Source organism: Streptomyces sp. NPDC034037 (genome assembly GCF_055575715.1).
The window spans coordinates 115492-128067 of sequence record NZ_JBVISC010000010.1 but is presented as its reverse complement, the minus strand read 5'-3'; the positions used below and the strand labels follow the sequence as shown (position 1 = coordinate 128067).

Sequence of the window (12576 nt, the reverse complement as noted above, 5' to 3'; positions counted from 1 at the left end):
CGCGTGCCGACCACGGCTCGGCGAGCCGTCGGACCGGGCCGGCACGCGGGTCCGGTCAGGTCACGCGGTACTCATCCGCGCACCCACGGCGCCCACGGCACCCGCGTCACCCCTGCCACACCCGTCCTCCTCACTGCCCGTGCAGCGCCCACTTGCTGCCGTCCACCTGTGCCGTGCCGGGCAGCGCGATCAGTTCGGGCTTGAAGAGGGGCTTCGTGTCCATCGCCGGCTCCCAGGTCGCCAGCTTCTCGTCCTGCGGGACCTCTATCCGCCGGTCGGCGGCGAGGTCGGCGACCACCTTCACCAGCAGCCGCACCCCCAGCGGGGCCAGGTGCTCGCGCCACAGGCTCTGCGGGGTCGAGCCCGGCGGCACGAGCAGGTGCTCCTGGGCGGCGAGCGGACCGGCGTCGGTGCGCTCGGTGAGGTGGTAGACGCTCCCGCCCGTCACCTTGTCGCCGTCGCGGATCGTCCACCGGATGGCGTCCCGGCCCCGGTGCAGCGGCAGCAGGCTGGGGTGGTAGCCGATGGTGGCCACGGAGGCCTTGGCGCGCGTCCGGCGGCCGAGGAACGCGTGGGAGTGCGCGGCGACGATGATGTCCACCCCGTCCGGGATGTGCATCGCGCGCAGCTCGGCCGAGTCCGTCCACGGGATGCTCCTGGGGAACGCCCAGGCGCGCAGCCGGTCCCAGGACATCGCGTTGCTCTCGTCGGACTGCCCCTTGCGCAGCCGGGGTGAGGCCGCGCCCGCTATTTTGTGCCCTTCGTCCAGCAGGGCGTCCGCGACCTGCACCGCGAAGGCCCCCTGTCCCGAGATGTAGATGTTCACTCGTGCTCCCGGCTTGCCGTCAACGCGGTGAAGTGCTGCTCGACGTGGTCCAGGGCGCCCTCGCGGTCCGGGCCGGAGTGGACGACCCGCCAGCCCTCGGGCACCTCCAGGTGCGGCCGCCACAGCGCGTACTGCTCGTCGGCGTTGACCACCACCAGCCAGTCGCCGTCGCCGCCCTCGAAGGGGTTGCCGCTCATCAGTCGACCTCTTTCAGTCCGGAGTGATCGGGCAGGAACCGCACCGGCATCGTGGAGAACCCGGTCAGGAAGTTGGACCGGATGGGCTGCGGCTCCTCGGTCTGCTCGAAACCGGTGGTGAAGTCCCGCAGTGCCATGAGCAGTTCGGCGATCTCCACCTTCGCCAGGTACGAGCCGACGCAGAAGTGCGGGCCGTAGCCGAAGGCCATGTGCTTGTTGGGGGTCCGGCCGAGGTCGAACACCTCCGGCCGGTCGAAGGTCCGCTCGTCCCGGTTGCCCGAGGCGTGCCACAGCGTCACGATGTCGTCCGGCCGCAGCCGCACACCGTGCAGTTCGGTCTCCCGTACGACGGTGCGCCCGAAGTGCATCGTGGGCGAGGCCCAGCGCAGCACCTCGTCCACGGCCGTGTCGGTCTTGACCTCGCCGTTCTTCAGCCGCCGCCACTCGTCGGGCCGGGCCGCGAGGGTGCGCACGCAGTCGATCATCGTGAGCCGGCTCGTCTCGTCGCCGCCGATGATGAGGCTGTAGCAGTTGAGCACCACGTCCTCGTCGGAGAGCGGCACCCCGTCGATGGAACTGCCGACGAGCATGCTGATGACGTCGTCGCCCGGCGACTCGCGCCGCTCCTCGACGATGTCCATGAAGTACATCAGGATCTCGTTGCGGGCCATCTCGGAGTCGACCTCGTCGACGTCCTCGTCGTCCGTCGACAGCGCGGTCTTGGTGAGCGAGAGCAGGAACTCCCGGTCCTGCTCGGGCACGCCGAGCAGGTTCGAGATCGTCGTCATCGGGATACGGCTGGCGATCTGCTCGGCGAAGTCGCAGGAGCCGGCCTCGACCGCCTCGCGGATCCACTGCCGGGTGTTGACCCGCACCGTCGCCGCGACCGCGTTCAGGACCCTCGGCGAGAGCACCCGCTGAAGGATCTTGCGCAACTCGTGGTGCCGGTGTCCGTCGGTGACGGCCAGCATCCGGCCGGCGCCGGCGTCGCCGCCGCCCAGCAGCGTGACGAGCACATTGCCGCGCTCCGACGTGAAGTTCACGTTGTCCCGGTAGGTGGCCATGATGTCGTCGTAACGGGAGAGCACCCAAAATCCGCGGCGGCCGTCGGCCGGCGGGTTCCAGTACACCGGCGCGGTGTCCCGCAGGGTGCGCCAGAACTCGCCGAGGTCGTGCTCCGCGAACGTGTTCGGGTCGCCCAGGTCCAGGGTGTCCAGTGCGGGAGTGCTCACGGTCACCAGTCCGTGCGCCAGAACCGGCGCGGCTGGAAGGGATAGGTGGGCAGCGGCACCCGGTGGCTGGCCTCGCCCCGGTGCAGGGAGGCGAAGTCCACCTGCTGGCCGTTCACCCAGGCGGCGGCCAGGTCCGACAGCGCCTGCGCGTCCGTGCCGGCCGGCACGATCCCCTCGTCCCCGCGGCGGAAGGCGTCCACGTCCACCCGCGGCGCGGCGGCCGTCTCGGTGCCCAGGCCCCGGGGGGCGTCGGCGGACAGCGCCGCGATCAGCTCCTCGCGGCTGCGGACGACGGCCGCCCAGCGGCGGGCCATCACCTTGCGGCCCATGTTGAGGCTGAAACAGACGTCGTCGAGACGCAGCTCCGGGTCGGCCTCCAGCCAGTCCTTCAGTCGTGCGCGCTGACGGGCCAGCGCCTCGTCGTCCAGGGCCGACAGGGTGGCCAGGCGCGGCCTGCCCGCCGCCTCGGGCTCACGCCCGGGGAGGGTCGGCGCCTCTTCGAGGACCAGGTGCGCGTTGTAACCGCCGCCGCCGATCGAGGTGATGCCCGCACGGCGGATGCCGGCGTCCGTGACCCAGTCCGCCGTCTCCACCTGCGGCACGAACGGCGTGCTCGGCAGGTCGAGGTCCTCGTTGACCTCCGTCAGGTTGATCGTGGCGGGCAGCGTCTTGTGGTGCAGGGCCAGCGCGGCCTTCATCGCGCCGAAGCCGCCGGAGACCACACCGCCGTGGCCCACGTTGCCCTTGACGCCGCCGATCGAGGTGGTGCCGGTCTGCTTGCCGAACGCCATGCTCGCCGCGTGCACCTCCAGCTCGTCGGTCATCGGCATGCCGAGGCCGTTGGCCTCGTACATGGACACGGTGTCGGGGGTGACGCCGCCGACCTCCATGGCGTTGGCGATGCACGCGCTCAGCCGCTCGGGCTGCGCCAGGCCGTAGGCCATCGCGCTGACGCCGTTGTTGTTGACGGCCGAGCCCTTGACCACGGCGTAGATGTGGTCGCGGTCGGCGACGGCCTGGCCCACCGGCTTGAGCAGCACGGTGACGACACCGCTGGAGAGCGCGGTGCCGGTGCCGTTGGCGTCGAACGGGCGGCAGTGGCCGTCCTTGGACAGGATGCGGTTCTCCTCCCACAGGTGACCGCGCGGGTGCGGCAGGCGCACCATCGAACCGCCGGCTATCGCCATGTCGGTCTGGCCGAGCAGCAGCGACTGGCAGGCCAGGTGGACCGCGTAGTGGAAGCCGGCGCAGACCGCGGCGACGGTCACGGCCTCACCGGTGAGGCCCATGTAGTACAGGGCGTTGGACGTCATGGTGTCCGGCGACCAGGCGAGGCTCGCCTCGATCGCCTCGGGGCCGACCGACACGCGGTCCGGCGGGGAGCTGTAGAGCGCGGCGGTCTGCGGGTTGTTGGCGCCGTAGACACCGACCTCGCCGGTGACCCGGTCGGGGTCGTAACCGCCGTCCTCCAGGGTCTCCCAGGCGCTCTCCAGGAACAGCCGGTTCTCCGGGGTCATCGCGGCGGCCATGCGGTCGCTGATGCCGAACACCGACGGGTCGAACTTGTCGTACGTGTCGAGGACGCCGCAGGCCCGTACGTAGAACGGGCTGTGGATCAGCGTCTCGTCGACGTGGATGTCGTCCTTGGCCAGGAACGACACGGACTCCCTGCCGTGTACGAGGTTGTCCCAGAACTCTTCCTTGGTGCGGGCGCCGGGGGCCCGCAGGGACATGCCGATGACGGCGACGTCGCCCGGGTCGTAGTCCTGCTCGGGGCTTTCGGTCATGAGGGAACTCCTGCTTCGGGTCGGATGGGGGTGGCTCAGCTGCCGCTGGACTTGGCGCGGCCGCGCAGGGCCGCGCGGCGGGCGCCCGCGCGCAGCCGGGCGGACTGGACCACCTCGGGGGTGGCGCCGCTCTCCTCGTCGAGCCAGCGGGCGAGGGAGGAGATGTCCCGGAAGCTGAACAGGTCGGGCACGCGGACGCGGCGGTCGAAGCGCCGGGTCATCAGCCGGGCGAGGCGGACCAGCAGCAGCGAGTCGCCGCCGAGGTCGTAGAAGGCGGCGTGGACGTCGATGCCCGCCGGGTCGAGGTCGAGGAGCTGGCCCCAGATTTCCGCGAGAGCCACCTCGGTGGGTGTGCCGGCGGCCGTCAGGGGGCCGGCCGTGGGGTCGGCGGCGGGCGGCTGGGGAAGCGCGTCGCGGTCGAGCTTGCCGCCGGGCCCCAGCGGCAGCGCGGGCAGGAACACCAGCGTCGCGGGGACCATGTAGTCGGGCAGCTCGACGGCGAGCCTGCCGGTGATGGCGTTCTGGAGCCCCGCGTCCAGCCTGGGGCCGTCCTCGGACGCGCCCTCGCCGGCGGGCACGACGTAGCCGATGAGCCTGTTGCCCTGGACGACGGCGGCGGCCTCGCGGACCTCGGGGCAGCCGGTCAGACGGGCCTCGACCTCCTCCAGCTCGATGCGGTAGCCGCGCAGCTTGACCTGGTGGTCGGTGCGGCCGAGGAACTGGAGTTCGCCGTCGGCGGTGAACTTGACCAGGTCACCGGTGCGGTACATGCGCTCACCGGCGAGGTACGGGTCCGGCACGAACCGCTCGGCCGTGGTGCGCGGCCGGTTGACGTAACCGTGCGCGAGGCCCACCCCGCCGAGGTACAGCTCACCGGACTCCCCGGCGGGCACCTCCTTCAGGTCGTCGTCCAGTACGCGGACCCGGGCGCTGTCCGTCGGCGGGCCGATCGTCGGCTCGTCGGCCGAGTCCCGCGGCACCGGGCCGAACGAGCAGAAGACGGTTCCCTCGGTGGGGCCGTAGGCGTTGTAGACCCGCTCGGCGTTGGTCTCCTGGTAGGCCCGGTCCACCAGCTTGCGGCGCAGGGCCTCGCCGCCGAACACGATCGAGCGCACGTTCGGGGGCAGGGCGCCGGCGTCCAGCAGGCTGTTCATGACCGACGGGATGACGTTGAGATGCGTGATCTTGTCGGCGTGCGGGCTCTCCGGCAGATGGACGGCGCTCTCCACGAGGATCACGGCACCGCCCCGGCACAGCGCGTTGAAGATCTCCATCACGGACATGTCGAAGCAGACCGAGGCGGCCGCCGATATGCCGCTCAGGTCGCAGCCCTGGAGGACCCGGTCCATCTCGGCGAGCATCGCCACGCAGCCGCCGTGCCGGATGGCCACGCCCTTCGGCCTGCCCGTGGAGCCCGAGGTGTAGATGACGTACGCGGTGTCGTGGGGCACGACCGGCACCGGTGTCGCGCCGGGCTCGGTCGTCACGGTCTCGCCCAGCACGACGACGGTCGGCCCCGCCGGGCAGTTGGCCCGGGACGCGGGGGTGGTCAGCAGCAGGCGGGTCCCGCTGTCCTGGACCATGAACGTGAGCCGGTCGGCCGGGTAGTTGGGGTCCAGCGGCACATAGCAGGAACCGGAGCGCAGCGCGGCCAGGAGGGCGACGAGCAGGTCGGGCGTGCGCTCGACGCAGACGCCGACCGGCACACCGGGGCCGGCGCCGTCGGCCACCAGCCGCTCGGCCAGCACGCGGGAGCGCTCGTTCAGCTCGCCGTAGGTCAGGACGCCGGCGTCGGAGTAGACGGCGGGCGCGTCAGGGTTCTTGACGGCTTGTTCGATGAACTCGGAGTGCAGGGTCTCGGTCACTTGTCCGTCTCCTCGGGGCGGCCGCTCGGCGCGATGCCTTCGAGTGCCAGGTCGGGTTGGGCGATCGATTCGAAGAGCACGGTGCGGTAGAGCGCGAGCAGTGCCGTCACGGTCTCCCTTTCCAGATAGCTCGGTTTGTACTGGACGTGGCCGGCCACCTCGCCGTCGATGTCGGCCATCGAGATCTCCAGGTCGAACTTGGCGAGGTGCCTGCGTACCTGCAGCGGTTCCAGCGGCAGCGCGCCGTCGGGCGCGAGGGTCTCGCCGATGCCGTGGAAGAGCTTGACGGAGCGGGGGAAGGCGTCCGAGGACAGCCAGTTCACCACCACGTCGAACCACGGCGAACGGCCCTCGGCCCGCGGCGGCTTCAGGGCGGACGCCAACAGGTCGAGCGGATAGTTCATGTGCTCCAGCAGGCCGAGCGAGAAGGCGTGGACCTCGCTCAGCAGCTCCCGGAAACTGCGGTCGCCGGCCGGCCGCGCCCGTACCAGCACGGTGTTCAGGTAGTAGCCGATGGCCGACTCCCAGCCGGGCTCGCCGCGCTGGGCTATGGCGGTGGCCAGGACGGAGTCCTCGACCCCGGCCGCGCGGTTCAGGGTGGCGAAGAAGCCGGCCAGGACGACCGTGCTGACCGACACCCCCTCGCGGACCGCGAACTCCCGCAGCAGCCTGCTCTCCTCGGCGCTCCAGCGGAACGTGAGGTCACGGCCTTCGTAGGTGACGCCCGGCGGGCGCTCCTTGGTGGACAGGTCCAGGTGGGCGGGCGGGTTGGCCAGCTTCTGCGACCACCAGTCCAGCGCCGCGTCGGCCGCGGGCCCCGCCAGCCACTCCCGCTCCCACGCGACGAACTCCGTGTACGGGGCGACCGGTTCGCGCGCGGCGGGGTCGGCGCCCTCGTAGAACTCCTGGATTTCGCGGATCATCACGTCGGCCGACGCCGCGTCCGACGCGATGTGGTGCACGAGCAGCAGCAGGTAGTGGTCCTCGGGCCCGCGCGTCATCAGCACCACGCGCACCAGCGGCCCGTTGTCCAGGTCCATCGGCAGGTGCCCGATCGCGGCCAGCGCCTCGCGGGCCTCCTCGTCGTCCAGGCCGGTGGTGTCCTCGACGAGGAACTCGTACTCCGGCTCGTCCAGGATGACCTGGTGCGGGCTGCCGCCCGCCTCCACGAAGAGCGTGCGCAGCGCGGGATGCCGCTCCATCACCGCCCGGACGGCGCCTTCGAGGGCCTTCTCGTCCACGGCGGCCCGGATCCGGGCCGCCACCATGAAGTTGTACGGCACGGCGTCCGGCGAGACCTGCTGCATGAACCACAGCGAGGCCTGGCCGTGCGACACCGGCGCCAGGGTGAACCCGAGGCCGTCGGCGCGCAGCTGGTCGAGCGCCGGGTCGTCGGTCGGGTCGAGGAGGCCGCGCGCGGCCAGCTCCTCCACCAGCTCCTCGGCGTCCAGCTCGGACAGGTCGTCGAGGAACGTCGGCGCGGGCCGCGCGGGCGCCGGGGTGGGCGCGGCTACAGGGACGGGGACGGGTACGGGAGCGGGTGTCGCCGCGGGAGCCGGTACCGCCGCGGGCGCCGGCGCCGTCCCGCCGATCGTCTCCACGACGTGGGCGACGACCTCCGCGATGGTCCGCCCGTCCAGGAACACCACCGGCGACACCCGGTGCCCGAACAGCGACTGCAACCGGTTGACCAGGCGGATCGCCAGCATCGAGTCGAGGCCGAAGTCCCGCAGACTGGCCCCTTCGTCGAACCTGCTCGCCGGTACGCCGAGGGCGTCCGCGATCTCACCGAGGACGACGTCCTGGGGCGCCCTGTCGTCCACGGCCGGGGCGACGGGCTCGGCCACCGGCGCCACGGCCGGCGCCACCGCCGCCGGAGCCGTCACGGTCGCGGCCGTACCCTGCGCCGCCGGCTGGGTGACCGGCGCCGACACCGACTGGGGACGCAGCGTCGTGTCGATCCAGTAGCGGTCCTTCTGCCACTGCACGAGCGGGGTCTCCACGACCTGGACGTCGTCGGAGAACAGCGGGTCGAAGGTCAGCGGGAGGCCCCTGACGTACAGCGACGCGACGGCCCCCAGCAGGCAGCGGACGTCGCTCTCGCCCCGCCGCAGCGAGTTGACGGCATGCACCTGGGCGCCCCGGGTCAGCGCGATCTCCTCGACCGCGCCGCGCAGCGTCTCGTGCGGGCCGATCTCAATGAAGGTGCCGACGCCCTCGTCCACCAGCGCGCCGATCGTCTCGGCGAACCGGACCTGGTTGCGCAGGTTGTGCACCCAGTAGTCGACGTCGGCGACCGGGTCCACCGTGTCGGCCAGGGCTGTGGAGCGGAACGGGATGGTGTTCGCCAACGGCGTGATGCCGTCGATGCGTTCGCGCAGCGGCTCGATCAGCGGGTCCATGCCGGGGCTGTGCACCGGCCGCTCGACCCGGATGCGGCGGGTGGAGATCCCGTCCCGCTTCAGGTCCGCCTCCAGGGCGTCGACGGCCTCGGGCGAGCCTGACACGGCCGCGCTGGTGGGGCTGTTCACCACGGCGACGGCCGCGTGCTCGGCGTACGGGGCGAGCCGCGGCACCAGCTCCGCCTCCGGCAGGTCGACCGAGATCATGGCGCCGGCCGCCGCTTTGCGTTCGAGCAGGTGCGAGCGGGCGACGACCACGCGGGCGGCGTCCTCCAGCGACAGGGCGCCGGACACACAGGCGGCCGCGACCTCGCCCAGGCTGTGCCCGACGACGGCGGCCGGCCGGATGCCGAGACCGAGCCAGACCTTCGCCAGGGAGACCTGGAGGGCGAACAGGACGGGCTGCTGGAAGTCCATCTCCTCGAACCTGGCCTCGTCGGCCGGGGCGGCGAGCTGGTCGAGCACCGAGCAGCCGCCGGCCGCGCGCACGGCGGCGTCGCAGGCCGTCATCCACGTACGGAAACCCTCGTGGGAGTCCAGGAGTTCGCGGCCCATGCCGACCCACTGGGTGCCGCCGCCGGAGAAGACCAGCGCCACCCGCCGGTCGCGGTTGCCGGCGACCGTGCCGGTGACGACGTCGGGGTGCGGCTCCCCGGCGGCGAGCCGGGCGAGGCCGTCCAGGACGTCCTGCCGGTTGCGGGCGAACAGCGCGACGCGCCGGCCATGGTGGGTGCGCCGGGTCGCGAGGGTGTAGGCGAGGTCGGAGACCCGCAGGCCGGGGTCCCGCTCGACGTGGTTGGACAGCTCGCGGCAGGTGTCGACCAGGGCGTCCGCCGTGCGCGCCGTGACGGGCACGAGGTGCACCCGCTCGTCGGCCGCCACCGCACCCGGCGCGGGCGTGACGTGGCGGCCCCGGTCGCCCGCGAGGAACGGGCTCGGGGTGACGGTGAGACCGGCGGTGTGGAGCGCGCCGAGCGAGCCGAGCAGGGTCGCGGCCTCGTCGGTGCCGCGGCGCAGCGAGGGCAGGGTGGTGACGGGCAGGATCTCCGCCACGGACTTGAGCAGGACGGGGTGCGGGCTGAGCTCGATCACCGCGTCGATGTCGTGGCCGCGCAGGTTCCGCAGGGCGTCGACCACCCGGATCTCCTGGCGCAGGTTGGCCGCCCAGTACTCGGGTCCCAGCTCCGCTCCGTCGACGGCCTCGCCGGTGACCGTCGAGATCATCGGGACGCGCGTGGTGCGCGGTGCGATGCCCTCCAGCTCGACCTTCAGCGGGGCGAGGACGTGGTCGACCAGTGACGAGTGCGGCGCGTGGCCCATGCGGACCCGGTGGGTGGTGAGGCCCTCGTCGGTCAGCCGCTGGACGAGCCCGTCGATCTCCTCCGGGGTGCCGGTCACCAAGGTGGAGTTCAGGCCGTTGCGGCCCGCGATCGCGAGCTTGCCGGTCAGGTACGGCTCGACGGCGTCCGCGCCGGTGGTGACCACGATGCCCTCACCGCGTCCGACGGCCAGCTGCTGCAGGAGCCGGCCGTGGTGGGCGGCCAGCAGGGAGGCGTCGTCGAAGTCGAGCGCGCCGGCGATGTGGGAGGCGGCGAACTCGCCGACGCTCTGCCCCACCACGACGTCCGGCTCCACCCCGAGCGAACGCCAGGCGTCGGCCAGCGCCACCTGGATCGAGAAGAGCAGCGGCTGGAAGACGTCCATGTCGTCGATGCGGCCGTCGGGGGCCAGCAGCTGCTCGACGAGCGAGAAGCCGAGCAGCTCCCGCATCCGCTGGTCGGAGCGCATCATGGAGCGCCGGAACACCGGCATGCCGGCGAGCAGTTGCCTGCCCATGCCGACCCACTGCGAGCCGTTGCCCGAGAACAGGAACGCCACCCGCGGCCGGCGCCCGCTCGCCTCCCCGACGCTCAGCCCGTCGGCCTTCGCGCCGGCGGCGAAGGCGTCGAGCTTTGCCCTCAGTTCGCTCATGTCGCGGGCGGTGGCCGCGAGCCGGAACGCGCCGTCGCCGGGGGACCGGCGACAGATCGCCCGCAGGTCGCTCTCCTCGCGCAGCGCCGAGGCCCGCTGGGCCAGCGCTTCGAGGGAGTCCTCGGCCAGCAGGACGAGCGAGCTCTCGGGCCGCGGCAGCTCCTCGACGGCGACGTGGCAGATCGCGCCGCCGAAGCCGAACGAACTGACGCCGCCGCGGCGGGCGTCGGACCGTCGGGGCCAGGGCGTGAGCCGGTCCTGGACGGTGAGGTTGTACTCCTCGAACATGATCTGCGGGTTCGGGGTGGCGTAGTGCAGGCTCGGCGGCAGCACGCCGTTGCGGATCGACAGGGCGAGCTTGACCAGGCCGACGATGCCGGCCGCCGCCTCCAGATGCCCGACGTTGGACTTGACGGAGCCGAGCCGCAGCGGCTCCGCCCGGTCGCCGCCGAGGACCGCGCCGATGGCGTTGACCTCGATCGGGTCGCCGAGGGGCGTCGCGGAGCCGTGGCACTCGATGTAGTCCACCAGGGACGGGGCGATGCCGGCCCGCCGGTAGGCGTTGCGCAGCATCAGCTCCTGCGCCTGGGGGTTCGGCGCGGTCATGCCGTTGCTCAGGCCGTCGTTCTGGGACGAGCTGCCCTTGATCACGCAGTACACCGGCAGGTCGCGTTCGAGGGCGACGCTCAGCGGGGCGAGTACGACGACGCCGGCGCCCTCACCGCGTACGTAGCCGTTGGCGCGGGCGTCGAAGGACTTGCAGCGGCCGTCGGGGGCGAGCGCGCCCATGGCGTCCATGGCGGTGTAGTAGTCGGAGACGAAGCTCAGGTTGACGCCGCCGGCCAGCACCAGCTCGCTCTCGCCCAGCCACAGCGACTGGCAGCCCGCGTGCACCGAGACCAGCGATCCGGCGCAGGCCGCGTCGATGGTCATGCTGGGCCCCTGGAGGCCGAGGACGTAGGAGACGCGGTTGGCGATGATGCCGTCGTGCATGCCGGTCGCGGTGTGCGGGGTGATCTGCACGTCGGGGCCGCGGTAGTGCGCCAGCGCGGCGTAGTCGCCCCAGCAGGAGGCCATGAACACACCGGTCTCGGTGCCCACGAGACTGTCCGGCGCGACACCCGCGTCCTCCAGCGCCTCCCAGGCCAGTTCCAGGATCAGCCGCTGCTGCGGGTCCATCTGGACGGCTTCGCGGGGCGAGATGCCGAAGAACAGCGGGTCGAACTGGTCGATGCCGTCGATGAAGCCGCCCCAGCGCACCGCGTCGCCCAACAGCTCGCGCCGCGCGGCCGGCACGGGCCCCACGGCGTCGCCGCCCTCGGTGAGCAACTGCCAGAACGCGGCGGGGTCGGGGCCGCCGGGGAAGCGGCAGCCGATGCCGACGATCGCGATGGGCTCGTGCGAGGCCGCGCGCCGCTCCTCGCTCGGGGCGGCGGCCTGCGTGGTCCGGGGGCCTTCCAGGAGCGCGCGGGCCAGCTCGTCGACCGTCGGGTACTGCCACATCCACGTGACCGGGACTTTCCAGCCGAGGAATTCGGACAACGAGGCGGCGAGTTTGGACAACTTCAGCGAGTCCAGGCCGTACTGGTGCATCGGCGCCCAGCGGTCGACGGCCTCCTCGGACATGTCCATCAGCTCAGCGACGCGAGACAGCAAAAAATCGGTAATGGCTTGAGAATCTCTTGCTGCGCGCTCTTGGGGCATTTCGGCTCCTCGGCAGGGCGGACGGAATGGACCGACGGAGTGGGCGCCCGGATGTTTTAGGCTTCACAAACCCCGACGGTCGGAAAAGAGTGGCGGAAATGAGATGCCTGCGGCGTACACACGGACGTGCGGATAGGCACGGCCGGGGCCGAGTCTCACAGGAAAGGGGCGTCAGTGCACAGGCGGTACGCGAAGCGTCCGTGTCAAGCCCGCACAGGGAGATATGGCTGAAAGAGAACTGGTACCCGCACCGCGACCCGACCCCCGTTTTAGTCTTCCCGGCTGAATGTTCCCAGGTCAAGAATGGTGTGGACTGGCGCGGACCGCATAACGAGGTACTCGCCCGACCGACAACTTCAGACTGCCACCCAGTGAAACGTGAAACAAGTGGGGCCCGTTGGCAGGAAGGTGCACTGGCGCGATCTGGCCCCCGAAGTGACTGGTTCGATCGCTTCCCGGGCCGAAATTGTGTGGCGGTTCGGGCGTCGTGGGGAATCAGCGGGCAACTTCGTTCAACACGGGTCAATTCCGGCGCGCGGTCGGGAATCCGCTCCGGTGGCCGGTGAATAAGTACGGGCTGGACAGCGGGCGA

6 protein-coding genes are annotated in these 12576 nt (G+C 71.8%); all 6 read right to left on the bottom strand.

The features are described 5' to 3' along the window. Window positions 1-130 precede the first annotated feature (130 nt). Genes ACZ516_RS29535 through ACZ516_RS29510 form a run of 6 tightly spaced genes read right to left on the bottom strand, consistent with a single transcriptional unit; the run spans window position 131 to window position 11984 of the window. Window positions 131-826: a formyltransferase family protein gene (locus ACZ516_RS29535; RefSeq protein WP_358580888.1), complete on the bottom strand. Its 696-nt coding sequence runs from the start codon at window positions 824-826 to the stop codon at window positions 131-133. Continuing rightward, window positions 823-1023 (bottom strand): MbtH family protein, encoded by a 201-nt coding sequence (locus ACZ516_RS29530; protein ID WP_358580885.1) that lies wholly within the window; start codon window positions 1021-1023, stop codon window positions 823-825. The genes ACZ516_RS29535 and ACZ516_RS29530 overlap by 4 nt, the downstream gene beginning before the upstream one ends. After that, window positions 1023-2261: a cytochrome P450 gene (locus tag ACZ516_RS29525; protein ID WP_469012540.1), complete on the bottom strand. Its 1239-nt coding sequence runs from the start codon at window positions 2259-2261 to the stop codon at window positions 1023-1025. The genes ACZ516_RS29530 and ACZ516_RS29525 overlap by 1 nt, the downstream gene beginning before the upstream one ends. Then, window positions 2258-4042, bottom strand: a complete 1785-nt coding sequence (locus ACZ516_RS29520; protein ID WP_469012538.1) for a beta-ketoacyl synthase N-terminal-like domain-containing protein — start codon at window positions 4040-4042, stop codon at window positions 2258-2260. Before ACZ516_RS29520 ends, ACZ516_RS29525 begins: the two co-directional genes overlap by 4 nt. Window positions 4043-4077: 35 nt before the next feature. After that, on the bottom strand, window positions 4078-5907 hold the full coding sequence (locus ACZ516_RS29515; RefSeq protein WP_469012537.1) for a non-ribosomal peptide synthetase: 1830 nt from the start codon (window positions 5905-5907) through the stop codon (window positions 4078-4080). Next, window positions 5904-11984: an acyltransferase domain-containing protein gene (locus ACZ516_RS29510; RefSeq protein ID WP_469012534.1), complete on the bottom strand. Its 6081-nt coding sequence runs from the start codon at window positions 11982-11984 to the stop codon at window positions 5904-5906. Before ACZ516_RS29510 ends, ACZ516_RS29515 begins: the two co-directional genes overlap by 4 nt. Window positions 11985-12576 lie beyond the last annotated feature (592 nt).

Coding starts and splice junctions, on each gene's coding strand:
- ACZ516_RS29530 (WP_358580885.1), bottom strand. CDS start 1,023: ATGAGCGGCAACCCCTTCGAGGGCGGCGACGGCGACTGGCTGGTGGTG.
- ACZ516_RS29510 (WP_469012534.1), bottom strand. CDS start 11,984: ATGCCCCAAGAGCGCGCAGCAAGAGATTCTCAAGCCATTACCGATTTT.
- ACZ516_RS29520 (WP_469012538.1), bottom strand. CDS start 4,042: ATGACCGAAAGCCCCGAGCAGGACTACGACCCGGGCGACGTCGCCGTC.